Raw genomic sequence first — 25,385 nt, forward strand, 5'->3', positions numbered from 1 at the left:
AAGATTATCCCTAATTTAGCTATCCCGCTTCGTTACTTTGAGTACAAACTTTCACAATCATCTCTAAACTTTAACATATATATTTTTTCTTTAAAGTTTTTATTTATCTGGCCTGTTGAACAAGATCTCCCAAAATTGCATGAATGCTAGTTTACATAAAAGTTCCTATAGGGAATAGGCCAAGCTAAAACCTCTTGCTGTTCAAGGGATTTCGGCTTGGCTCACTTTATCGTTTATAAACGATTTTATACATCCTTGATAAATCAATTTTTTTGGCTTCTGATAAAGCCTGATTCTCGCATAAAAAAGGCCGGTTTTATGCGATTTCTTCTTTTTTACTCTCATTTATCTATTTTTCGTTGATTAAGTCTAAAAAATGCTTCAAGATTCTAGCGGTTAATCCCCAAATGACTTTATCTTCATAGAAATAAAAGTACTCGTCCATCGTTCGCGTTTGCCAGTTATAGTTCGTTCCTCCGGCAATTAAATGAAACGGAAAATTTTGCTCCGGTTCTGTTTTAACGCTGAGGGTATACCTTTCTGGCTGGGTCTTTTTGAAAAAAGAAAGCGGGACGGTAAAAATTTCCGCTACTTCAGCAGGGTTCGGTTGGATATTTTCAGCACCGGAAATGACCCCTACATATGGATGGATGATCGTTCCAAATGGCGAAAGCATGTAGTCCAACGGCGAAACATCCATCACACTCGCTTCTTTGATACCGAGCTCTTCGGATGTTTCGCGAACGGCGGTGTGCTGTTCATCTTGATCGCTTTCATCCACTTTTCCCCCGGGAAAGCATATTTCACCCGGCTGTCGCCTCATATCAAATGAGCGAACTTCAAATAACACATGAATGTCATCCTGTTTTTCGACGAGCGGCACTAACACAGCAAATTTCGAGAATGTTTCTCCTCCTAAAATGCCCGGGGTTCGATTGCTGAGTTTGGCCGTTAGTTTTTTCATTTCCATCGTACTTATCACCCCTTATGCCGTATTTTGTTCTTTTTATCATTGTACACGCTCTGTTAACTGAGTATGATACAAGCCGTAATAAGTTCCCTTTTTCCGCAGCAGTTCCTCATGTGTTCCTATTTCTTGCAGCTGCCCATTATCTAGGACAATAATTTGATTGGCCTTTTGAATGGTGTTGAGCCGATGGGCAATAACGAAGCTTGTTCGTCCTCGCATCAACCGCTCGAGGGCATCTTGTATATGCAGCTCTGTAATAGTGTCAATGCTGCTTGTCGCTTCATCCAAAATTAAAATGGAGGGATTGGCGAGCAAGGCCCTCGCAATAGAAAGAAGCTGCTTTTGCCCCTGGCTGATACCGCCCCCGTCTTGTTTCAACATCGTATCATATTGCTTGGGAAGTTTTCGAATAAACGAATCCGCATTGGCAAGCCTGGCTGCTTCTTCTATTTCCCGGTTGGTTGCTTCAAGTCTTCCGTAGCGGATATTTTCATGAATGGTTCCTTCAAACAGAAAGGGATCTTGCAGTACAAAGCCCATATGCCCGCGAAGATTTTCGCGTTTAATGGTCCGAATATCATGCCCATCAATAAGAATACTGCCGAGATCAGGTTCATAGAAACGGGAAAGCAAGTTGATGATCGTCGTTTTTCCAGCTCCTGTCGCTCCGACTAAAGCAACGGTTTCCCCTGGAGAAGCATGAAAGTGAATATTTGTAACCGTGTCCTGCTCTTTTTCATACGAGAACGATACATGGCGAAATTCCACCTCTCCTTTCACTTCCTTTAGTGAAACGGCCTTTTCTTCCTCTTCCCTCTCTTCTTGTTCATCCAGCACTTCAAATACCCTTTCCGCTCCCGCTACAGCGGAAAGCAGTGTATTGAATTGATTCGCAAGATCATTCAGAGGGCGTGTAAATTGTCTCGAGTACTCCACAAATATGACGATCGTTCCAATTGAAATCATTCCTTTAAGGGCCAATACTCCCCCCGCTCCGGCAATGATGGCAAAGCTTAAATTGTTGAGGACATTCATCAGCTTCGGAATAAAGCCCGCATATGTTTGAGCCCAATATCCGGATTCTTTCAGCTTTTCGTTTCTCATCATAAATTCAGCCATCACTTTTTCTTCTTGCGAAAAGGGTTTGACGATTCGCTGGCCTGAAATCGTTTCTTCGATGAATCCGTTTAGAGCCCCCAAGTTTTGCTGCTGTTGCTTATATAAAACCCCTGTCCTTTTCGTAATCCACCTCATTCCTGCAAACATCACCGGAATGATAAAAAGGGTGAAAAGGGTTAAGAGCGGGCTCAGCCAAAGCATGACCACAACCGTCCCGACAAGTGTGAGCATACTGGAAAAGATTTGGATGACCGAACTGTTTAACGTTGAACTGACGTTTTCGATATCATTTGTCACTCTGCTCATCAGTTCCCCATGCTGACGCCGATCAAAAAAGGAAATCGGAAGTCGATGAAAATGGCGAAAAAGCCCGGTTCTCATGGAATAGACCGTTTTTTGGGCAATGGTAATCATCCCGATGTTTTGAATGAGTAAAGACACTGTATAAAATAAGTATACGAAAGTTAAGCCTATCAAAAGCATAAGCAAACCGCTGTGGTCTCTTGTGACGATATAGTTATCAATGGCTTTGCCGACTAAAAACGGACCAAGCAATCCTAAAAAAGAACTGCAAACAACTAGTAAAAGAATGACGATTAAAAACCATCGATGCCGGGACAAATAATGCCACAATCTTTTTAACGTTTTCATTGAGTGTTTGGCTTTTTGAGGCGTTTTCTTATATGGAGCCTGTTCATTTCCTGTTAAAGGCGCTTTTGGATAGCGGAAAGGCTCTTTCAACTGCTTCAGCATGATCGCAGCGCCTCCTTTCCGAACTGCGATTGGAAAATGGCCTGATAGAGCGCAGACTGTTCCAATAATTGTTCATGGCTGCCTTGTGCCAGTAATTTACCATCCTCTAAAAGCAAAATGTTATCGGCCTCCATCGCTGTACTGATTTTTTGGGTAATGATCATCGTCGTACATGAATAGGTTCGGATCGCTTGCAGCAAATTCGCTTCCGTTTTCATATCCAATGCACTCGTACTATCATCCAGCAACAAAATTTTCGGGTTGCGAACAAGTGCCCTCGCAATGGATAAGCGCTGTTTTTGACCGCCGGAAAGATTGACCCCTTTTTGGCCCAATACAGTCTCATACTGCTTAGGAAGAGAGAGGATCGTAGCATGAATTTGCGCATCTTCTGCCGCTTTCCTTACTTCTTCCATTGAGGCATCTTCTTTTCCCCATTTTATATTTTCTTGGACAGTTCCAGAAAAAAGAAACGATTCTTGCGGTACAAAGCCGATGCTTCTCCGTAATGTGGAAAACTTGATTGTGTCAATCGGAAGATCATCAATGAGGATTTTTCCTTCATTCAGATCATATAACCGGGGAATCAGCTGAAATAAGGAAGACTTTCCAGAACCTGTTGCTCCTAGAATGGCGGTCGTCGTCCCGGCCGGAACCGTGAACGAAAGATTTTCCAAGATGGGAGTCTCATTTCCAGGATAGTAAAACGACACTTGGTCAAACTCAATCTTTCCTTTCGTAACGGCGGGCATCGAATGAGCGGATTCGGCATCCGTCATTCCTTCTTTTGCTTCTAATACTTCAACAATACGGGAAGAAGAGGCTCTCGCACGTGAAAAAATCATAATTAAAAAAGAAAGAATCGAAAAGGCCGATGTAATGCGAAAGGCATAATTGACAATGGCGACGACTTCTCCGACTTGAGCTCGCCCGATGGAAACTTCCTTGCTGCCGAACCATAGAACAGCGATAATGCTCACATTCAAGACGAGAAGCAACATGGGCATCGTCGTTTCCATCACTTTCAGCGCGGCAACCGTCCGCTCTTTTAGCTGCCCGCTGACAAGCGTGAATCGATCGATTTCATGCTGTTTTCGGAAAAACGCTTTAATCAGTCTCATCCCCGTTAAGTTTTCGCGCATGATTCCATTGACGGTATCGACATTTTCTTGAACCGCTCGAAATAACAGGGCACTTTTTTTCATTGCCCATACTAATAGAACAAAGATGACAGGAACAGTCATGACAATCGCAAGAGCCAGCTTCTTATTGACGATTAAAGCCATGACTAGACCGCCTATGACCAGTAGAGGAGCCCGAAGCATAATTCGCAGCCCCATAAAGACCGTTTGCTGGATTTGGGTCACATCGCCAGTCATTCTTGTAATCAAAGATGATGTGGGAAAATCATTGAAATTCGAAAAAGAGAAGCTCTGTATTTTTTCGAATAACTTTTTTCTTACATCATAGCCAAATCGTTGGCTGACATGGGCTGCATAGAAAGAATTAAGAATTCCGACCGTAAAAGCCGCCAACGAGAGAGCCATCATGATTCCCCCCCACTTCAACACAACACCCAAATCTTCTTTTACAATGCCCTCATCAATGATTTTCGCGATGAGTAAGGGCTGACATAGCTCAACGGCCAATTCGACCATCATAAAAAAGAGAGCGATGCCCATCGGAAACCGGTATGGTTTAAGAAAACTCAGCATTTTTGACATCCATAATCCCCCAAACTGCTGTCCTTAACAAAGCGATGAAGCCAAATGTCCATCATCTCCTTTTTTTAAGGTGCTGGTTAAACAACCATGTCGAATTTTCTAATTCGATCTATCTAATCAAATATGTAATTACTTTAGTAAATTTTAACACAACTCCCTGTTGGATATGAAAAAAGAGAGCTCGCGGCCCTCCTTTTAGCGTAACATGTTTTGTTCTTTCAATGCTTTTACTACATCTAAGACTTGTTCGGTCGATACGACTTCCCCGAATTCTCCGTGAAGCGAAGCAAGCGCCAATTGATGAACTGTTTCGGCGTCATAACGTGTGACACCGTCATATGATTCACGTTCAAAGCATGCGGTTGCATCATGGACAACATAGACGCGATAGCCCAAATTACCGGCCATTCTGACGGTCGTGGATACACAATGATTTGTCGTCAAACCGACAATGACCAGGGTTTCATAGCCATTGGCTTTTAAATAGGAATCTAGTTCTGTTCCAATAAAACAGCTGTTCACAGATTTGCGAATAAAATACTCATCTTCATTGGGTCCAAAGCCTTCTTGGAATTGAAACCCGGGATTTGCCGGGTGCAGCGGAGAATCGGGATTTTTTGAAGCATGTTGGACATGAATAATCGGATAATCCTGTTTTCGCCATTCTTCTATGAGTGTCAGCATTTGCTTTTCGGCATGAGGGTTGTTTCGTTTTCCCCAAATGGGCTGGTTGAATCCTTTTTGAACGTCAATCACGACTAGTACAGGGCGGCTTTTGGTCATTATCATCTAACATCCCTTCGACTTCTATTCTTTCAAAATCGAGATCACATACGTGCATCCGCCTGGTCCGGCTTTTGATGAATGAACGGTATGTTTCGGTAAAAAAATGCGGTCTCCCGCTTCACAAAGCGTCGTGTTGCCCTCAACAGTAAAATAAATGGATCCTTCCAACACATGTAAAATTTCATCCGTCGGATGCGTATGTGTTGGATGTTCCTGATCGGAAACGTCGTGCTGCACTTCTACATAACCCGTATCTTTCGGAAGTAATCCTCTCACTACTTCTTCAAGATGGCCTCCAACTCCTTTTTTAATATAAGCTTTTTTTATGTACATGTTCAGCACTCCTTTTCGCATGAAATGGGCATTTTCTCAAACTGCTTTCATTGTCATTCCGTAGAAAATATTGCTGCCACTCTCGATTGGTTACACTGCCGTACCATCCTAATGCCGGATGCACTTCTACCTCGTCATAGGTTTCAAGGCGCTCTCGGACCACCTTTTTCACTTGCTGTCCCATTTTTGTTTCTGCACTGATTCCTTCAAATACCCAGCGCGGTTGAAACGTCATCATGAACGTTTCGCTCCGTCGGCTTTTTCGCTTTTCATGTGCCGGACTATTACAGACAACAAAAATCGGCTCCCCGTGAAAACAAAACTCCCACATCGGATCATTCGGATCTTTCGGAATATGTGAAGGCCATTCCTTTTCATCAAGTTCATGCAAATATTGCAGCGCATCCCAGAATTGCTTTTCATATTCTTCCATCGTTTTTACGTCTTGGCTCGGTTCAAAAAAGACGACAAACGAAGTATTTCGTCCAATCGTTCGAAATGTCTCCATATATAGCCGTAAAGAAGCCGCAAATTGCTGAAGCGAGCCGATCTCAAAAAGAGAGCGGACAAACGCAAAACGGAGAAGATCATTTTTAAAACCTTCCACTCCCAATACACATGGAAATGGACTCGTCTCTGATAACAAATCCTGTTCGAACTGTTTAAAAACGCTCTTTCCCCATGAGGGAATGCGGGTAGAACGCTCTATATCAGTTCGGGTATAAATCGATGGCGGCTTCATTCCATCCCTCCTTTTTCCCAACGTTACAGTGTATTGCGAAATGTTATGGATTATGAGTTTTTTATGTGTATGCTCTGGATAGTCTCACAAATCAAAGATGTATATGTGCATTCACGTCAAGATGAACAGCCATGGATCAGTGGTAGAGAAAAAAAGATCCGTAAAGTTTTAAGTTGCAGCAGTGGTTCATACGATGTTAGTAGGACAAGTGTCATATAAAGGCAGGTGTGAGCAAGATTGAATGAAATGATTATGATGGCCGTCCATCAAATGGTGCTTGGCATCAGCTTGGCGGCTCCCGTCGGGCCTATCAATATCGAAATGATTAAGCGAGGCATTTCTCATGGATTTTGGGCTTCCTGGCTGGTTGGGCTCGGGGGGATGTCAGCGGATATTTTATTTATGGCTGCCATTTTTCTGGGGATGGCTCCTTTTTTACAGCAGCCATTCGTTCGAATGATTTTATATGGAATGGGATTTTTGATGCTTTTGTATCTAGGCATTCAAAGCATTAAGCAATCCTTCCAGTCTACACGCTTGATGGAACATGGGTCAGCAGGACAAGCCGGAACCTCTTTTTTGACGGGACTCATGATCGCGGGTGCGAATCCCCTTAATATTTTGTTTTGGTTTGGTATTTACGGCTCTGCACTTGGAAGCATCATTAAAACGGAAAGCATGGTCATGTCTCTTATCTACAGCCTTTTTATCATTGCTGGTATCATGCTCTGGAATTTAAACATTGCCTTTACCGTTCATTTCACCAAACATTTATTAACCGACAGGATGATGAAAATCATTACATTTACAGCGGGACTAATTTTAGTCTACTTTAGCTTGAAATTTGGATGGGCCTTATATGAGTCGATCAATTGAATCGGGGAAGTCACTACATAACTGTACAGTCTTCTATGTAAAAGAAACGGACTAGAAGAATTTCTTCAAGTCCGTTTCTTTTCTGATATTGCAACATCTCATTTACGATGGTTTCGCTTCTTTCCACATCGCGACGACACTGCCGGCTTCATCCTGATCTAAAATGAATGATCCGTTACTGTATCGATCATTTGGTCTTAAAGCAGCAGGATCGACTTGTTCAGTCGCGAGCTTTTCTGTTTCTACCCATACAATGTCATCTTTGGAGACTATTTCAATTCCTGCCACTTCATGAGGGTTCGTTTTCAATTCGCGAATCATAACCAATCCGCGCTTGGCCCTCGTTGTGCGCTCAAACTCTTTTATATTCATCTTTTTGATGGCTCCGCGCTGCGTCACCATGATGACTTCGGCTTTTTCTGCTTCAGGGAAGATTTTGCCGTTTACAACATAATCGCCTTCTTTTAAATTGATGCCTTTTACGCCGGCCGCTCTTGCCCCCACGATATTGACTTCTTCTTCAGGAAACCATAAACCGTACCCTTGCCTTGTCGCTAAAAAGACGTCTTGCTTTCCGTCCGTCAGATGAACATCGACGACTTCATCATCTCCTTTTAAATTAATCGCCACAAGCGATCTTGAATAGCGCTGCGCCTTGTAATTCGCCAATTCCGACTTCTTGACCATTCCGTTTTTCGTAATGAATAACAGAAACTTCGGTTCTTCAAAGTTCGATATCGGGATAGCTTCGACAATCGTTTCTTCTTTATCGATCGGCACGATATTCGTCACATGCTGGCCCATGTCTTTCCAGCGGATATCCGGAAGTTCATGGATCGGCATGAACAAGTAGTTTCCTTTATTCGTAAATAACAACAAGGTGTCTGTTGTGTTGATATCCAGTTTGGCAATAAGGCGATCGGTATCTTTCATGCCAAAATCCTGACCATTAGAGGCAGCGTAAGAGCGAGGGCTCGTCCGTTTGACGTATCCATCCTTCGTCACCGTCACGATGACGTCTTCTGAAGGGATCATCACCTCTAAATTGATTTTGATTTCCTCGATTTCCGCTTCGATTTTTGCACGGCGCCCATCGTTGTATTGTTTTTTCACTTTGCGCAAATCGGTTTTAATGACGTTCAATAATTTCTTTTCGCTGTTTAAAATCGATTCAAGCTCCGCGATTTTATTCGCCAGCTCTTCCGCTTCTGCTTGTAAAGCCGTCACATCCGTATTTGTCAGGCGATACAGCTGCAAGGAAACAATCGCTTCCGCCTGTGCTTCCGTAAACTCAAACCCGGCAATCAAGTTATCTTTCGCATCGCGCTTATCTTTTGATGCACGAATGGCCGCAATCACTTCATCAAGGATCGATAATGCCTTGATTAATCCTTCGACGATATGTTCACGTTCACGTGCTTTATTTAATTCAAACTGTGAGCGGTTCGTCACGACCTCGCGCTGATGCTCAATATAGGCATCCAAAATAGACGTCAGACTCATAAGTTTCGGGCGTTTCCTTGAAATGGCAACCATGTTGAAGCTATACGGCACTTGCAAATCGGTGTTTTTATATAAATAGTTCAACACGCCTTCTGCATTTGCGTCTTTTTTCAGCTCGACCACTAATCGCAATCCAGTACGATCGGTTTCATCCCGTACTTCGGCAATGCCTTCCACTTTGCGGTCAAGGCGCAATTCATCCATCTTTTTTACCAAGTTCGCCTTGTTCACTTCAAACGGGATTTCCGTAATCACGATTTGCTGTTTACCGCCTCGAATGGATTCAATCTCCGCTTTTCCGCGGATGATAATTTTTCCCTTTCCCGTTTCATACGCTTTTTTAATGCCTTCTACGCCCTGTATAATACCGCCTGTCGGAAAATCCGGGCCTTTTAACACAGTCATCAAGTCATCGACGGTACAATTCGGTTTATCCATACGCATAATCGCTGCATCAATGACCTCACCTAACTGATGCGGCGGAATTTCTGTCGCATATCCGGCAGAAATTCCGGTTGATCCGTTGACGAGCAAGTTGGGGAACATAGCCGGAAGTACGACGGGCTCTTTGCTTGTGTCATCGAAGTTTGGAACAAATTCTACCGTCTGTTTATCGATATCACGCAATAATTCAGAGGCGATAGACGAAAGGCGAGCTTCTGTATAACGCATCGCAGCCGGCGGATCGCCGTCAATGCTTCCGTTGTTTCCGTGCATTTCAATTAACAAATTGCGCAGCTTCCAATCCTGGCTCATGCGCACCATCGCATCATATACAGACGAATCACCGTGCGGGTGGTAGTTACCAATGACGTTCCCGACCGTTTTCGCCGATTTGCGGAACCCTTTATCATGTGTATTGCCGTCTACATGCATCGCATATAAAATACGACGCTGCACCGGTTTTAATCCATCGCGGGCATCCGGCAGCGCCCGCTCTTGAATGATGTACTTACTATATCGTCCGAAGCGGTCGCCAAGCACATCTTCAAGAGGCAAGTCCAAAAAGCGTTCTGTTTGTGTCATTCTATTCGTCCTCCTTTGCTGCGACCGAGACATTTTCGTTATCTAAGATGTTTGGATCTTCTTCAAGGCCAAAGGCGACGTTGTTTTCAATCCACTTACGGCGCGGCTCGACTTTGTCTCCCATGAGTGTCGTAACACGACGATCGGCGCGGGCAGCGTCATCAATACGAACACGAATGAGCGTACGCGTCTCAGGATTCATCGTCGTTTCCCAAAGCTGATCGGCATTCATCTCACCAAGACCTTTATAGCGTTGAATCATATAGCCGCGTCCCACTTTTTTCACCGCACCCTGTAACTCCTCTTCATTCCATGCATACTCGACGACTTCCTTCTTCCCCGTTCCTTTACTCACTTTGTAAAGCGGTGGAAGCGCAATGAATACCTTTCCGGCTTCTACAAGCGGCTTCATATAGCGATAAAAAAACGTCAGAAGCAGCACTTGAATGTGCGCGCCGTCTGTATCGGCATCAGTCATGATGACGATTTTATCGTAATTCACATCATCCAATGCAAACTCGGCTCCCACACCTGCACCGATGGCATGGATGATTGTATTGATTTCTTCGTTTTTAAAAATATCCGAAAGCTTTGCCTTTTCCGTATTGATGACTTTCCCGCGAAGCGGCAAAACGGCTTGGAAACGCCGGTCCCGCCCTTGTTTGGCAGAGCCCCCGGCAGAATCACCCTCGACAAGGTAAAGTTCATTTTTTTGCGGATTGCGCGATTGCGCAGGCGTCAGCTTTCCGCTCAACACTGTTTCTTTTCGGTTTCGCTTTTTCCCGCTTCTTGCTTCCTCACGGGCTTTGCGCGCTGCTTCACGGGCTTGCGCGGCTTTGATCGCCTTTTTTACAAGCAGGGAGCTAATATCTGGATTCTCCTCAAGGAAATAAGCGAGCTTTTCAGACACGACGGCATCGACAGAAGATCGCGCTTCACTTGTCCCGAGCTTTCCCTTCGTCTGCCCTTCAAATTGCAGCAATTCTTCCGGAATGCGGACGGAAACGATGGCTGCGAGACCTTCACGAATGTCGGTTCCCTCCAGGTTTTTATCCCTCTCTTTCAATAATCCCACTTTACGTGCATACTCATTGAAAATACGCGTCATCGCACTTTTCGATCCGGCTTCATGTGTTCCTCCGTCCTTCGTACGAACGTTATTGACAAACGATAAAATCGTTTCGGAATACCCGTCGTTGAATTGAAACGAGAATTCCACTTCAATGTTATTTTGCTCACCTTCAAAAAACAGCACAGGATGAAGCGTATCTTTCCCTTCATTCAAATACGAAACGAATGCCTCGATACCGTTTTCATAATGGAAGATGTCCCGTTGGTCAAATCGCTCATCGATTAATTCAATTTTCAGCCCTTTTAATAAAAAGGCGGATTCGCGCAGCCGTTCGCTCAATGTATCATAGTTGTAAGCGGTCGTGCTGAAAATGCTTTCATCCGGCTTAAAATGGATTTTTGTTCCATTTTCGCGTGTTTTTCCGATTTTTTCAAGCGTTGTAGCGGGCTTTCCGCCGTTTTCAAAGCGCTGCTGATACACGATACCGTCACGCTTGATGGTTACCACAAGCCACTGTGACAGCGCGTTTACGACGGATGCACCCACTCCATGTAAACCGCCGCTTGTTTTATAACCGCCTTGTCCAAACTTGCCGCCGGCGTGAAGGACGGTTAAAATTACTTCGGGCGTCGGCTTGCCGAGCTTATGCATACCTGTTGGCATCCCGCGTCCTTTATCTTGTACCGAGATTGAATTATCTTTATGTATAGTCACTTTAATATCGTTTCCGTAGCCGGCGAGTGCTTCATCGACTGAGTTATCTACAATTTCATATACGAGATGGTGCAGACCGCGGCTGTCTGTACTGCCAATGTACATGCCCGGACGTTTTCGGACCGCGTCAAGTCCTTCCAGAACTTGAATCGCATCATCATTGTACTCAAAAACTTGTTTCTTGCCCAAAAATACATACCCCTTTCAATTACCCACTTCGACTATCTCTTAAATGTGTAGTGTCGCACAATACGATTCAACTCATTCAATTGAAGAGATATGGTCTTTCTTTTTTTCTGCTTGAAGGAAACACAACATTTCTCCTTCATATTCTCACAACAAATAGAACGTATGTTTGATTTTAACACAACTTCTTCATTTTTAAAATATAATAACTCACTTTCCTACCTTTTTATACAGATTGAGCTGACCTTTTGCATCATAAATATCTTAGCACTATTTTAGCGACAAATGGATAGTTCTAATACTAAATTTATGAAAAAAACAAAGAGGATGGGGCAAAAAGGGAAAAAGAAACCTTTTTGACCCATCCTCCCGAAAGGCCCTTTCATAAAAATTCAGTAAAATCAAAGGATTACTTGAAGGGGCCTGTCAGCAAAAATCAGTTTTTGTGTTTTATTAGAGACTTATGGGACAGCTTCCTAAAAAAGGTCATCTAGTTAAGGCATGCTCGACTTTAATGCATCGATCCATCACGACTGTATATCCTTTTTCTTTCAACAACCGGTAGGCCTCTTCATTGGCAAGTCCAAGCTGTGCCCAATATACATCTGCATCAATTTCTAAAAATTCTTCCGCTACTTCAAGTAAATGCTCCGAGCGGCGGAAAACATTCACGATATCAACATGACCGTCGATTTCTTTCAATGATTTGACCGCTTTGGCTCCCAGTATTTCCTCGGCATTCGGATTCACCGGTATAATTTCGTAGCCGGCATCCTGCATGGCTTTTGACACCATATAAGACGTTTTCGCCGGATTGTCTGATAAGCCTACCACCGCGATGCGCTTACTTTTCTTTAAGATTTCTCCAAGTTCTTGACGAGATGGGATTTCTATATTCATGGGCAATCTCTCCTTCATTTAAATAAATTTGGTACTACTTTCTGTATGTATACCCAAATTCCTGCTTTTCATAGCTATTTTCTTTCAAGGCAGCACATATAATGAAACAAGCCCGCTCATGAAAAATTGACTTTTTATTGAGGAACGGTTGTCGCTTGAACAAGTTCCTGTTAAAATCCACTATGTCTATTAAAAAGGAATTTCGATAGAAAAATGCGAATGAATAAGGGATGGAGTTTTAAAAGACTCATGGTAAAATAATTAAGACAAGTGAAGAAAAGGAGATATACATATGGCATTTATCTTACCAATTATTGCATATATACTCGGATCTATTCCGTTTGGCCTGATTGTCGGGAAAATAGGATATGGCACCGATATTCGCGAACATGGGAGCGGTAATCTCGGCGGTACAAATACGTTTCGTACACTGGGCGTGAAAGCCGGGTTAATCGTGACGATCGCCGATATTCTGAAAGGAACGCTTGCCGCTTCCCTGCCGTTTTGGTTTGGCAGCGATTTGCATCCTTTATTTGTTGGGATGTTCGCGGTAATTGGACATGTGTATCCGTTGTTTGCAAAATTCAAAGGCGGAAAAGCGGTCGCAACTTCCGGCGGCGTTTTACTATTTTACAGCCCGCTTCTTTTTGTCGCGATGCTTGCCTGCTTTTTTATCTGTTTATATTTATCAAAATACGTGTCCCTTTCTTCTATCCTAACCGGAATTTTTGCTTTTACGTTCGCTCTCTTTAAAGGAGATCTTCCGCTTATTATTGTCGTGGGTTTCCTTGCCGGTTTTGTAATTTGGCGTCACCGTGCTAATATTCAGCGTATTATGAACAAAACAGAACCAAAAATTAAATGGCTGTAAAAAACACCGAATGCCTTATGCATTCGGTGCTTTTTTCTTATCAAACTTTACGCATCATTTACTTCTTCAATATAAATGGTCCAGCCGAATTTTTGTGTTAACTCCTGCTTTAATCGTGTAACGGTTGCTATTCCTTTAAAGCTGCCTGTAACGATTCGAAAATCGGTCGGATTGAATGCCCGGTCGAACGAATCATATAAGACCCAATTATACTGGTCTTGTAACAGTTTCTTTCCTTTCAAATATTCCTCTAGTGAAGAAAACGATCCCGTTTTTAATCGATATAGTTTATCATTATCTGCAAAGGACGGACTTGAAACCCCCGGCACATAAGGAACTGAAAAGTACTCACATAGCCCCTTTGCTAATTCCACCGCACACTCTTTACGGTATGCATCACTTCTTAAAAGCTCAGCTTCCCTTCTGTTGTTCATAAACCCACATTCCACTAACACAGTCGGCATAGTTGTGCGCTTGACGATATACAGCCAGGATCCATCTTTTACCCCTCGATCTTTTAAATTCGTACCTTGGATTAAGTAGCGGTGAAGAATATGAGCTGCCCGTTTTGAGCCATCACTTGTGCCTGCATACGTCTCAATTCCTTCCGCATTGCTCCATGTACTGCCCGATGCGTTGGCATGTACAGATAAATAAAAATCAGCTTTGGCGTTATTCGCTTTTTGTACACGTGTTCCAAGCGGTGTATCTTCATCTGTCGGAGCTACGAGTAGAGTTCGAAAACCACACCTTTTTAGCTCAATGTCCAAAAGGGCGACTACACGGCGATTGAATTCATTTTCTTTCATCACGCTTCCGTCAGGAAATGAAGGTGTACGCTTGCCGGGAGTATTGATTCCATGTCCGTCATCTAAAGCAATGAGTTTGCTCATGATTTCATTCACCTCCTTTTTCGTCAGATGGGAACTCTCATTAATTTATATAGAAAATACGATAATACAAGGGGGATTGAATTCTTTATTTACATAGTTCATAATCAATCTCACATTCATATAACTTGATATTTACTATAAAATATGGCGAATTGTCGAAGCCCGTTACATTTCCCTTAAAAAACACAAAGTATGAAAAACTTGTAGATGTTGAATAAAACTTCAAAACGTAAAGTTTACCATTGGCTGGAAAAATTTGAATAAATCGAAAAAGACGAACCCTTTAGTTCGCCTTTTTGTTAAGGTAAGCTATTATTTTAACTTGTTCAATTATTTTCCTGGTGAACTGTAATTTTATTTGTTTATCATTTAGAACATAGTTTAGTTAGAATATGATGACGAGATTGAGAACCCGCTCTTAAATCCAAATAAAAAAGGGGAAAATTACCTTAAATGCAAAAATGGTTCAAAACCTTATCAGATAAAGGTTTTGAACCATTTTTGCCATGTATGGAATTGACAAAACTTTATAAACATAGATGCCAAATTGCTCTTTTTGACTTATTGAGAAACCGACCGGGTGCATAAAAAATGATCTTATACAGTGAAAGTTTCCATTGCCTTTTATGTCCCGCTCTTGGTACAAGCCCCGCCTACGCTATATACCACGATAGCCACTTATGCCATCCAACCTAATATTAAGTATAAAAGAAAACGCTTACATTTTCAAGAGGTAAATACGAATATTATGTATAAATATTCGCGCTTCCCTCTTTTCTCCTTTACATAGCCGATCATTGAGTTAGAATCGTCTATAAATGAAAAGATTCGTCAAGTTCTTCTTCCCCTTTTTGTAAACGATGATATTGATAAACCGAATCAAGGAGACTTATTATCCAAAAAGTAACAGCAAGCTTAGGAAACAAACCGGTTTTGACGGTCATAATTCGACAAATACTACTCTTATTCCTTTTCTCTATTATGTTTATGCAAGTAAGATTATAGCTTTCAAAAAAAGTTTTCTTTATAATGAGAGTAGATGTTTTAGAAAAGGGAGATGTAAGCCATGAATATTACAGTATCAAATGAAGCCCTTCAATGGTACAAGGAAGAATTAGAAATCAACAGAGGAGATATGGTGAAATTTTTTGTGCGTTACGGCGGATGCAGTACCGTACAAAGAGGGTTTTCTCTTGGTGTCGCCAAACAACAGCCTGTGTTAATCGGCGCTCAAAGTGAAATAGAAGGAATTACCTTTTATATAGAAGACCAGGATTTATGGTATTTCGAAGACAATGATCTCGTTGTAACCTTTGATGCAACAAAAGGCGAACCCGAATTTTCCGTGACGAAATAAGAAAAGCGGAGCGAGCCATGTTTTTTCGTTAACAGGCTTTTCATGAAGAGGCTGCCCCATAAGCCTCTAATAAAACACAAAAACTGATTTTTACTGAAAGGCCCCTTCAGGTAATCCTTTGGTTTTACTGGATTTTCATGAAGGGGCCTTTCAGGAGGATGGTTCAAAAGGGGTTCTTTTTCCCCGTTTGAACTATCCTTCTTTTTATTCATTCTCTTGCTTCTTTTTTGCGCTTTCGTACGCTTCATGCCAATCTGGATAACGTTTTCGAATAGAAATGGGACGAAAATTTTCTTTTTTGACACAAACATGCGATGAGGTAGCACTCACAGCCACTTCTCCATCCTTTGTTAAAATTTCATACCCATACACGACCCGTAAACCGTCATATAACTCGACCCACGTATGGACCACGGCAGTATCGCCGTAGCGAAGCGGTTTTTTATAGGACACTTGTACATCCGTCACTGGCGATAAAATTCCATCTTCTTCCATTTTCGCATAATTGAAACCCAAATCTTGAATAAGGCTTGTACGCCCTACCTCCATCCAGACTAAATAATTGGCATGATAAACGACTCCCATTTGATCGGTCTCGGCGTAGCGCACATCAATTTCCTTTTTGCTGATAAACATCTTACTCCCCCTGCACTTCTTTTCAAAATAAAGTATGTACCATTCGTTATCTTAACATATTTTGGTCTGTTTTTCCCCTTTCATCCAATCATATGCAATAAAGCCTTCGTTGAAGGTTCCATTGCGTTAAGAATGAAGGTTAGCAATTTAAAGTAAATTGGCCCTCTATGTTTCTAGATAGTAGTCTTTGTTCCAAAACCTAAAAGAACAAATACCTATTTGGCAAAACGACCTTTTATTTTTGTCGCTATATATAGTATCGTGACATAAATGTATATAATATAGAACCCGATAGTAGATGTAATGTTTCCTAAAGTATCTACTTCAATGCGGTTATTGATCATCAAGGAAATACAAAATATCAGTATGATCACAAAAATTAAGGACGTTTTCGGTTTGATATTGAATATTCTTTTGATACCCCTTGTAAATCCCCAGATAGAAATACAGATAGGCGGCAATATGACAAAACACCAAGTAAAAATAAAGATATACTCAAATCTCTCGATAAAAGGCATTTGATAAATTTTTGTCAGAACCAAGGTAGCCCAAACAGCGTGTTTTAATTGCCCCTGGCTAAAATATACTAAGGAAATAATGGTTATAAGCAAATATAAAATCGTTGTATAAAGAATAGCCAAGTGGGCCCATCTGGCTGATTTATCAGCATTTTTAACAAATGGATAATATAGAAATAATGATTCAAACCCAATATAAATAAGCGTGGAAGCTTTTGCTGACTCTAACAGCTCAAATACATCATGATTGAAAAGAGGCAGCAAGTTATTCCAATGGGCATACTTCAATGGAATAACAACGGTCAATAGTAAGAATGACGGAATTAATACACCCCAAAAACTTATTCCCGTCACTATCCTGAACCCGCCTGATACAATGTAATATATAACCACCAACATCAGCAATGTAAGCTCCCATGTATGGATCATAGGAAAAACCCAGACCTGCAAAATTTCTATGTAAGTTCTGATAACGGTAGTGGCTGAAAGAGCTAGGTATCCTACAAAAAACAATGATAGGGTATGACCTATCAACTTTCCAAAGAGACTTTTATTGATGGAAATCAAATCTCCTTCTTCTGAATGCTTTAAGACAGAATACATCATCCCTATCACAAGATGCATACTTAGTCCTGTCAATAAAATCGATTGCCAAGCATCGTGGCCTGCTCCTTCGATCAGCTTTCTTTGGTAATTTAAGATCCCTATCCCGGTCTGTGAAGAATGGATCAGAAAGAACATAAAAAATGGGGTTACAAGGGAGTTTTCTTTTATTTTTTGATTAATCATTTATCTCACCATTTCAACTTATTCGCCAATACCTGATTGTAAAAGATTCAACTTTGTTTCTACCCTGAACTTAATATATGGATATGTTTTATAAAACTCCTCTTCATTCCAATCACGCTGTTTTCCTCTGATAAAGTCCCCGATTCCTACTGGATCTACTTCATGATCCTGTAGCTTTTTTAAAAGTTGATCAACTTCTTGCTCCACCTTTTTTTCTAATTGTTTGGATACTATCCTTATTTCCGAATCGTCTTTTAAATCTAGCCAGCTGGGATAATCCTTGATAACTGCATTCATCGTTAAGTTGATAGTCACTTGAGGAATCGATTCTAAATTACTGGCATGCATATTGGTATCACCATATAAATGAGCTAAGACGACATGCCCTTTTTTACCTTCTTTTTCAAAGAGGAACTCAATATCTCCATTCATGTGATGGCCAGATAGCAGCTTGAAAGAAAAAGTTTCTTTATCATTCAAATGTAATTTCAATTTATCCCCTTTTAGAATGCCAATTCCATCAAGTGTTACTGCATTCTCCTTATTCACTTTTAAATAAGGGACAAAGGGATCTCTTCCTTCTCCATAGTAGTCAAATAAAAACACTTGAAGGTTGGTAAGAGGCAAGTTTTTTTTTTTATATTTTGTTCCACTAAATCCGATAAAAATAACGCCCCTTCTTTTTTTGACAATTTCAATAATTCTTCTGCTGAATTTTCCACAAAAGCTATTTGCATATTGCTCCCTATCAGCGGATCTCTGCATATGGTTCGTACGAACTCAGAAACCCCTGCTTTAGCTAAATCCTCCCCGAACACTAACATTCTTAGTTTTCCTATTTCAACAGGTAAGCCTGCTTGTTGATTCATTTTACTAAGAACGAGGCCTGCAGTAGAAGCTTCTGCTTTTAGAAAACCGGCTTTATTTTGGTTTTCACTCAGTGTGTATTGCGGGTAAAGTGCCATTCCCTCGAATTTATCCTCTTTCTTATCAAAAGCAATGACTTTAAGAATGTTCAACTGATCCACTACCTTCATTCGAAGACATCCACTTAAAACGCTAGTAATGATGACTAAACAAATGATTTTTTTCATGTCAGCATCTCCGTTTTTTTTAGTAATTATTAACCATCACTCCGCATTAATATCATCGAGGTCATCCCCGGCATTATATCTTTTTAATAGCTTTGGCTTTAAATACTCTAATCTTTTTGTTGTGTGCTTATAAGATGAACGAATAAAGCTGTCCGCATAATCCGATTTCCTAAATGGATATAAAGGAACCATGTACGGAGTCCCAAGAGATTTTAACCTCATAAGATGACCTAGTAGAAGCACAAAACTAATAATGATTCCAAACCCTCCCCAAATAGATGCACTCAGGATGAAGGGAAACCTTAATAACCGAATGGTATTTGACATTTTGAAAATAGGGGTTGTAAACGATGCTAAAGCTGATAGAGAGACTATAATCAATAAAATATTACTTGTAAGCGCCGCTTCAACAGAAGCCTGGCCAATAACAATTCCTCCGACAATTCCTAATGTTTGGCCTATTTTTGTTGGCAGCCTGGCTCCCGCTTCCCTTAATAGTTCAATCGTGATTTCCAAAAAGATTACTTCCAATACAGGAGGAAAGGGAACATTTGCCCTTGAATTGATAATAGGCCCAAGCAAATCTTTCGGGATGACTTCGTAATGATAGGTCAAAACAGCGACATAAATGGGTGTGGAGAACAGGGAAAAAATAACACCAACTATTCGTATAATTCGAAAAAAAGAACCTATTACCCATGGCAAGTAATAATCCTCCGGAGAAACAAAAAAATCCATCAGAGTAGACGGCCCTGTGATAACATACGGTGATCCGTTACTCATGATGGCAACTTGTCCGTTAACCATTGCATATGTAACACGGTCAATCCTTTCAGTTGATAGGAATAATGGAAATGGCGTATTAGAATGGTCTGTAATAATTTGATCGATTTGGGAGCTGTCAAACACCACGTCGAAATCGATTTTTTTCAACCTTTCTCTGACTGTATTCACATGTTGAGGATTGGTCACACCATTTAAATAACTAATAACCACTTTTGTCTTTGACATGGAACCAACAGTTATTTCTTCGAATATGAGATCTGATGCCACTATTTGTCTTCTTAACAAGTGTATGTTAATGTCAATATTTTCAACGAACCCTAGTTTAGGTCCTACTACACTAAATTCATTCTCGGTGTCATTGCTTTCCCTAAATCCTAAATTCGCATTTTCAATATTAATTAATGCACAAACCTCATCCGTTTGTTTAAGCTGCACTACTACAAATCCTTGATTCAACTTCAGCTCAATTTCTTCACTGTTATCTGTGATCAAAATATCTTCTAAAGGAATAAGATGTATCAGTTCTTTTAAGTCTTGTATCTTTTGAAGATTGCTTTGGATACAGGGCAACAAAATTTGCTGCAATTTTTCTGCGTCTATCAATGTTCGATAGTAACTGATCAATATAAAATCTCGATTTTCCGAAGGTGAAAACTGGTTAAAGTCACTTGATTTTCTTGCCGTTTCAAGAATTTGAAGCAAGCTTTTCTTTTCTTCTTTTTTTTCTTTTCTTTTCAAGACATTGCTCATTAAACCTCTTACCATTTTTATCCCCCACAAATCCTTTGCTGCTTTATCCTACTCTTTAAAGTAGTATTTGCTTATATGTAAACAAATACACTTTTCAATTAGTTGTTTCATTGAGCAAGTATAATCATCTATTAATTCCTTCATTTTTTAATAATCATCTACTCTTTTTATCAAACCTGCTAAGGCTCTAATGGTAAATAGAGTGAAGTTTATACTTCCAAAAGTATGAAGAATAGACCACCTTTTCCATTTAAACAATTTGCTATTCCCTTCAAAGTACCATTGGAAAATGCTCATTGGTACACTCCAAGTTAGACTTTTCAGTAAAATTTTTTTGATATTATCGTTATACGATTGCTTAACCCATACAACACTCAAGAGTGGAAAAAACAACATATCATAAAGAATGTTTGTTTTGAAGATTTTAGGGAAAGGACGAACTGGATACTCAACTCTTTTCGTATTTACGACGTATGCATCAATAAGAGTAGCTAAGATACCTTTTGAAAAAAACACGATAAGCATCTCTTTTAATTTTGGTTTCTTCATTATAAAAGGGAATAAGCCAACACATAAAGCAAATAGTCCCTTTAACATTACTTTTTCCATTTTCAACACCCTTATCTTTTTTTTATTATTTGCAATCACTATGAAAACTATGTTTCATGATCGATCTCCCTCCAACACACGGGCTTCCACTGGGGCAATGTCTTTTCCAATTCCTCTCGCTGCGGTTCCAACCAAGAAGGCAACATTAAATGACTTCCCAATTCGGCTTTCGATTCATCATGAGTGAAGCTCGGAGGATCCGTTGCAATTTCAAAGAAAATCCCGCTCTCTTCATAAAAATACATAGCCTTCAAATAGTTTCGATCTAGAATTTCCGTTGGGTGATACCCTTTTTTTGAATCTCACTTCTCCATTCTTCATGGTCAACCTCATCTTTTGCTCTCCAAGCGATGTGATGAACCGTACCAGTCCCCATTAAGCCTCGGACAGTTGCGCTCAATTTAATATCAATGATATTGCCAATTGGGGCTAACGATTTAAATCGTAATGTGATGAATTCCTGCCGTTCTTTTCATATCATTAGCTCCCTTCATACCATTTGATACAACAAAGATGAAAATTTTCCATTCTGAAAAGGTAATTAAATCATTCATGGTAAACTTCAAAACGGCAATAGCATCCTACTAGTTGTTTCTTTGACCTTCGTTCATTAAATCCAACCTTACTTTCTTTAATTTGGCCTTTCGATTGTAAAAACTTCGCCTATCTTTGCATAGTTATTGCCGGCTAATCGGCTAACTGCTCCGAGCTTTTCTTGATGGATTCTTCCTTTGTTATATAGGCTCTCTTCAATATGATACTGGACAACTCTGCCTATAATTAGTTCGCACCCGGGCGTCTCTGCTTTATCACCTAATTCCACGTAATGCTCCAGGACGCATTCCATTCGAATTTTCGCTTCTTGAATACCTGGAACGGAAACTTTTACACTCTCCACAGGCGTTAAGCCCGCCAGTTGTATCTCACTTTCATTCGATGGCAAATTGCAGGCCGTTACATTAACTTTTTTTACATTTGTTTCGTCTACAATATGGACCACAAATTCACGGCCCAAGATGATATTTCTTGATGTATCTTTTCTGTTTCCATCTTTTCTTTGGATGGAAACAGAGATTAATGGGGGATTGGATGATACAATATTGAAGTAGCTAAACGGTGCTCCGTTTAACACCCCATTTTCTGATAGAGAGGTGATAAAGGCAATTGGCCTTGGAATGATGCTGCCAATTAAAAATTTATAATTCTCTCTTTCAGCTAAAGATAACGGATCGATTGAAAGCACGGCGGTTCCTCCCATTTGTCCTCTTTTTTAATCTAATTTTCTCACTTCGATAGGTAATAATACTTTCTCGATTTGATCTCGTTTCGGCTCATACCATTCCGGCAGCATCAGTTTCCCACCCATGGTTGCCTCCGATTCATCATGGGCAAAACCTGGTGGATCTGTTGCAATCTCAAACAGTATTTCGCCATGCTCCTTAAAGTAAATGGCTTTAAAATACTGTCTTTCCTTTACCGAAGTCACCCTATATCCATGCTTCTCGACGTGTTCTCTCCACTCTAACTGGTCCTGGTTATCCTTCGCACGCCAGGCAATATGATGAACGGTCCCGACTCCCATCGATCCCCTTCCGATTGGCGATAATTTTAGATCAACGATGTTTCCGATATCGTCGGTGGAACGAAAGCGAAGGAAGTCTCCTTCTTGTCCAATTTGTTCAAGGCCCATTACATGCTGTAATAACTCAGCTGTGCCTTCGGGTTTAACCGATAATAAAGTCGCTCCTCCGAACCCTTTAATGGCTACATCAGATGTCACACCACCAAAATTCCACTGGCTTTTTTTCCCTTCTTCACGCTCCACAATTTCTAAATGGAGCCCGTGAGGATCGTCAAATTCTAGATACTGTTCCCCAAATCGCTCTAGTTCGGTATAGGAAACTTTGAATTTCTCTAATCTCTGTTTCCAGAACTCCATCGCCCCTTTTGGCACCACAAAGGAAGTCACCCCCACTTGTCCGTCACCAATCCGGCCTTGATAAGCATCTGGCCAGGGGAAGAACGTCATAATCGTGCCCGGATTCCCTCCTTCGTCTCCGAAATAAAGGTGATACGTCCCCGGATCATCAAAATTAACCGTCTGTTTTACCAATCGAAGCCCTAATACTCCCGCATAAAAGTCCACATTTTCTTGTGGATGTCCCACGATAGCAGTAATGTGGTGAATTCCCATTGATTTTTTAGTCATCTGAATAATCTCCCTTCTTCTTTATCTTGATTTCAAGATAAATAACATGTTTTTTTAAGACATAGCTCCCTCTATTAAGAAAAAACTATGTCTGATCCATCCTTTTACTCTCCTATTACCTAATGAAGCCTTATTGCGTTAATCCAGCCTTCACCCACTTGGCTACTTCAGCTGTGCGGCGAGCTTGATGTTTGACGGCTTCCTTCACATCTTCTTTCATCTTTCCATCTTGGTCAACTGTAACACTTGTACCGTATGGATTTCCACCAGCTCCAAAGATTACTGGATCCGTATAACCAGGAGATGCTACGATTGCCCCCCAGTGATGCATGGTTGTATATAGCGATAAAATAGTTTGCTCTTGCCCGCCGTGAGGGTTTTGCGCGGAAGTCATTGCACTGACAACTTTATTCGCAAGCTTTCCATGGAACCAAAGACCGCCAGTTGTGTCTAAGAATTGTTTCACTTGACCAGGCACATTCCCAAAACGAGTTGGAATACTGAAAATAATTGCATCTGCCCATTCTAAATCAGCAAGGGTCACTTCTGGAATGCATGCTGCCTCGATTGCATGAGCTTTCCATGCCGGATTTGAATCGATTGCTGCTTGCGGAGCCGTTTCTGGCACTCTCAATACTTTTACCTCAGCACCCGCTTCTTTTGCTCCTGCTTCTGCCCATTGTGCCAGCTGATAGTTCGTTCCAGTAGAACTATAATAGATTACAGCAAGGTTAATATTTGTCATATCATCCACTCCCTTTTCATACAGTTTTTTACCTTTTTAATGTTCCACTCCTCTCCTTTTTTAAACGCAGTAGGGACATAAACGAATCAAAGATGCTTATTCATTAGAAAAATATAGCTGTTTTTACATTTTCATCTCCTTTTCAGTTAAATTTCCAATGAGTTTGTTTAAAAATCTCATTTGTTACACCACTCATGATTCTTATTTATTAATACCGTAGAATATTGTTTTTTCAATGATTTATTAACATGAAGCCTGAAATTGGATTTAAACTTACGTATAATCATCGTTTGAAGCAATATATATTTATTTAATATATTTTTAATTCGAGATAATTATAAAAAGAATGTTTCCAAATCGTCAACCTCTATTTTTAGAAAATCCACTGCCTGAATAAACAATCAAACCAGAGAAAATATCTCTGGTTTGATTGTTTATTCTTATTTTTGCCCGTCTTCTGCATATCCGCTTTCACGGGCTGCCGCTTCATCTTGAATTTCACTTCTCATCGCTTGGATGCTTTCTTCACGGCGATGATTTTTTTCTTTAATTTGCTGACGTTGCTCTTCCGATTCAGCAAACGCTAAGCTTTCCTCAGCTTCTTCAATATTTTCAATAGTATTTTGAACCATTGACTGCAGTTTTTCTACATTATCACTGCGATCGTCTGGTTTCGGACGGCTCCATGCCATTGTACATTCCTCCTGTGCATTGTAATGTTGCTACATCAGTAGTATGTGAAAGGGCGATAAGAATATTGATGGTAATAATTAATATATGCGAATGACCTGAAGGGCTTTTCTGCCCTTCAGGTCATTCGCATGAAAGGCCCCCCGTCACCAAAATCCAGTAAAGCCAGAGATTTCTTGACGGGGCCTTTCATAAAAAATCAATTGTTAAGGATCTAAGGGACTTATGCGTCAATCCTATCCAAGTCCCCCTTCGGTGAAATCGTTAACGTATGATAAAAAAATACCAAGTGATTAAGCGGATCCCATATTATATATCATAATTATATTATGTAAACTATATTAAAAGAAATAAATGATATCCCATAGGTTATAAATAGAGTGAAAAATTATTTTTTTACTAAAAGGACCCGCTACTGAATCCTTAATTTTTCTGAATTCTCGTGACGGGTCCTGATAAAGCAAGCTATTCCCCTTTTGTTTGAATGACTTGCGGGTAGTGACCGGATTTATCTTGCATTTGCTTTCCTTTGTTTCCGCCAGCTGCTTGCGGTTGTGTACCAAGGTGATTTGGAACGAAATGTTTGCGGCTTCCTTTTGGATTACTCATTGTCTGCTCGCCTCCTCACCTATACTTTAACCGTTTTTCATGCTTGTTATGTTGGCAGTTTATTCTGCTTTAAAAATACGTTTCTTTCTCTAAAATTTGTCGAACCATTAGCCGCAGTTGTTTTT

25 protein-coding genes are annotated in these 25,385 nt (G+C 40.7%); 3 read left to right on the plus strand and 22 right to left on the minus strand.

Annotated features, from left to right (window positions below):
• Positions 1–349 precede the first annotated feature (349 nt).
• From BK575_RS13355 to BK575_RS13380, 6 genes are all read right to left on the minus strand, one after another.
• Positions 350–970 (minus strand): NUDIX hydrolase, encoded by a 621-nt coding sequence (locus tag BK575_RS13355; protein ID WP_078410812.1) that lies wholly within the window; start codon positions 968–970, stop codon positions 350–352.
• 39 nt (positions 971–1,009) lie between these two features.
• Positions 1,010–2,842, minus strand: coding sequence for an ABC transporter ATP-binding protein (locus BK575_RS13360; protein ID WP_078410813.1), 1,833 nt, complete (start codon positions 2,840–2,842; stop codon positions 1,010–1,012).
• Positions 2,836–4,566: an ABC transporter ATP-binding protein gene (locus tag BK575_RS13365; protein WP_078410814.1), complete on the minus strand. Its 1,731-nt coding sequence runs from the start codon at positions 4,564–4,566 to the stop codon at positions 2,836–2,838. Before BK575_RS13365 ends, BK575_RS13360 begins: the two co-directional genes overlap by 7 nt.
• Before the next feature lie 195 nt (positions 4,567–4,761).
• A complete protein-coding gene (locus BK575_RS13370) occupies positions 4,762–5,349 on the minus strand; it encodes a cysteine hydrolase family protein (RefSeq protein ID WP_078410815.1) in 588 nt (195 codons plus the stop codon).
• 24 nt (positions 5,350–5,373) lie between these two features.
• Entirely contained in the window at positions 5,374–5,685 is a 312-nt protein-coding gene (locus BK575_RS13375; RefSeq protein ID WP_078410816.1) for a cupin domain-containing protein, read from the minus strand.
• Positions 5,660–6,427 (minus strand): YqcI/YcgG family protein, encoded by a 768-nt coding sequence (locus tag BK575_RS13380; RefSeq protein WP_078410817.1) that lies wholly within the window; start codon positions 6,425–6,427, stop codon positions 5,660–5,662. Before BK575_RS13380 ends, BK575_RS13375 begins: the two co-directional genes overlap by 26 nt.
• Before the next feature lie 246 nt (positions 6,428–6,673).
• On the opposite strand from BK575_RS13380, the gene BK575_RS13385 reads away from it, so the two are divergent.
• Positions 6,674–7,303 carry a LysE family transporter gene (locus BK575_RS13385; protein WP_078414775.1) on the plus strand — a complete coding sequence of 210 codons (630 nt, stop codon included), beginning with the start codon at positions 6,674–6,676 and terminating at the stop codon, positions 7,301–7,303.
• A gap of 102 nt (positions 7,304–7,405) precedes the next feature.
• Here BK575_RS13385 and parC read toward each other — a convergent pair whose 3' ends face one another.
• From parC to BK575_RS13400, 3 genes are all read right to left on the minus strand, one after another.
• Complete coding sequence (parC, locus tag BK575_RS13390) at positions 7,406–9,832, minus strand: DNA topoisomerase IV subunit A (protein ID WP_078410818.1); 2,427 nt, start codon at positions 9,830–9,832, stop codon at positions 7,406–7,408.
• A gap of 1 nt (position 9,833) precedes the next feature.
• Positions 9,834–11,807, minus strand: a complete 1,974-nt coding sequence (gene parE, locus BK575_RS13395; protein WP_078410819.1) for a DNA topoisomerase IV subunit B — start codon at positions 11,805–11,807, stop codon at positions 9,834–9,836.
• Between the two features lie 483 nt (positions 11,808–12,290).
• On the minus strand, positions 12,291–12,704 hold the full coding sequence (locus BK575_RS13400; RefSeq protein WP_078410820.1) for a CoA-binding protein: 414 nt from the start codon (positions 12,702–12,704) through the stop codon (positions 12,291–12,293).
• 292 nt (positions 12,705–12,996) lie between these two features.
• Between BK575_RS13400 and plsY the strand changes: the two genes are divergently transcribed.
• Positions 12,997–13,575 carry a glycerol-3-phosphate 1-O-acyltransferase PlsY gene (plsY, locus tag BK575_RS13405; protein ID WP_078410821.1) on the plus strand — a complete coding sequence of 193 codons (579 nt, stop codon included), beginning with the start codon at positions 12,997–12,999 and terminating at the stop codon, positions 13,573–13,575.
• Positions 13,576–13,622: 47 nt separating this feature from the next.
• On the opposite strand, the gene BK575_RS13410 is transcribed toward plsY, so the two are convergent.
• On the minus strand, positions 13,623–14,468 hold the full coding sequence (locus tag BK575_RS13410) for an N-acetylmuramoyl-L-alanine amidase family protein (RefSeq protein ID WP_078410822.1): 846 nt from the start codon (positions 14,466–14,468) through the stop codon (positions 13,623–13,625).
• Between the two features lie 1,066 nt (positions 14,469–15,534).
• Here BK575_RS13410 and BK575_RS13415 point away from each other — a divergent pair.
• Positions 15,535–15,825: a HesB/YadR/YfhF family protein gene (locus BK575_RS13415; protein ID WP_078410823.1), complete on the plus strand. Its 291-nt coding sequence runs from the start codon at positions 15,535–15,537 to the stop codon at positions 15,823–15,825.
• 204 nt (positions 15,826–16,029) lie between these two features.
• Here the strand turns inward: BK575_RS13415 and BK575_RS13420 are convergent, their stop codons facing one another.
• The 12 genes from BK575_RS13420 to BK575_RS13470 form a co-directional block, all read right to left on the minus strand.
• Positions 16,030–16,461: an acyl-CoA thioesterase gene (locus tag BK575_RS13420; protein ID WP_078410824.1), complete on the minus strand. Its 432-nt coding sequence runs from the start codon at positions 16,459–16,461 to the stop codon at positions 16,030–16,032.
• Between the two features lie 215 nt (positions 16,462–16,676).
• A complete protein-coding gene (locus BK575_RS13425; protein WP_078410825.1) occupies positions 16,677–17,768 on the minus strand; it encodes a GerAB/ArcD/ProY family transporter in 1,092 nt (363 codons plus the stop codon).
• An 18-nt stretch (positions 17,769–17,786) separates the two neighbouring features.
• A complete protein-coding gene (locus BK575_RS28620) occupies positions 17,787–18,374 on the minus strand; it encodes a Ger(x)C family spore germination C-terminal domain-containing protein (protein ID WP_268877727.1) in 588 nt (195 codons plus the stop codon).
• Positions 18,320–18,862 (minus strand): Ger(x)C family spore germination protein, encoded by a 543-nt coding sequence (locus BK575_RS28625; protein WP_169907797.1) that lies wholly within the window; start codon positions 18,860–18,862, stop codon positions 18,320–18,322. Before BK575_RS28625 ends, BK575_RS28620 begins: the two co-directional genes overlap by 55 nt.
• Positions 18,863–18,898: 36 nt before the next feature.
• Positions 18,899–20,398, minus strand: a complete 1,500-nt coding sequence (locus BK575_RS13435) for a spore germination protein (protein ID WP_078414776.1) — start codon at positions 20,396–20,398, stop codon at positions 18,899–18,901.
• A gap of 147 nt (positions 20,399–20,545) precedes the next feature.
• Entirely contained in the window at positions 20,546–21,007 is a 462-nt protein-coding gene (locus BK575_RS13440) for a CBO0543 family protein (protein ID WP_078414777.1), read from the minus strand.
• A 437-nt stretch (positions 21,008–21,444) separates the two neighbouring features.
• Positions 21,445–21,573: a hypothetical protein gene (locus tag BK575_RS29375; protein ID WP_268877728.1), complete on the minus strand. Its 129-nt coding sequence runs from the start codon at positions 21,571–21,573 to the stop codon at positions 21,445–21,447.
• A gap of 65 nt (positions 21,574–21,638) precedes the next feature.
• The gene (locus BK575_RS13450; protein ID WP_078414778.1) at positions 21,639–22,250 is read right to left on the minus strand and encodes a flavin reductase family protein; all 612 of its coding nucleotides are present in this window, start codon (positions 22,248–22,250) and stop codon (positions 21,639–21,641) included.
• A 27-nt stretch (positions 22,251–22,277) separates the two neighbouring features.
• Entirely contained in the window at positions 22,278–23,216 is a 939-nt protein-coding gene (locus tag BK575_RS13455; protein ID WP_078410828.1) for a ring-cleaving dioxygenase, read from the minus strand.
• A 130-nt stretch (positions 23,217–23,346) separates the two neighbouring features.
• Positions 23,347–23,961, minus strand: coding sequence for an NAD(P)H:quinone oxidoreductase (gene wrbA, locus BK575_RS13460; RefSeq protein WP_078410829.1), 615 nt, complete (start codon positions 23,959–23,961; stop codon positions 23,347–23,349).
• Between the two features lie 440 nt (positions 23,962–24,401).
• The gene (gene tlp / locus BK575_RS13465; RefSeq protein ID WP_078410830.1) at positions 24,402–24,653 is read right to left on the minus strand and encodes a small acid-soluble spore protein Tlp; all 252 of its coding nucleotides are present in this window, start codon (positions 24,651–24,653) and stop codon (positions 24,402–24,404) included.
• 463 nt (positions 24,654–25,116) lie between these two features.
• The gene (locus tag BK575_RS13470) at positions 25,117–25,260 is read right to left on the minus strand and encodes an acid-soluble spore protein N (RefSeq protein ID WP_028397559.1); all 144 of its coding nucleotides are present in this window, start codon (positions 25,258–25,260) and stop codon (positions 25,117–25,119) included.
• Between the last annotated feature and the right edge of the window lie 125 nt (positions 25,261–25,385).

It is taken from the genome of Priestia abyssalis (assembly GCF_002019595.1).
Classification (GTDB): domain Bacteria; phylum Bacillota; class Bacilli; order Bacillales; family Bacillaceae_H; genus Bacillus_BA; species Bacillus_BA abyssalis.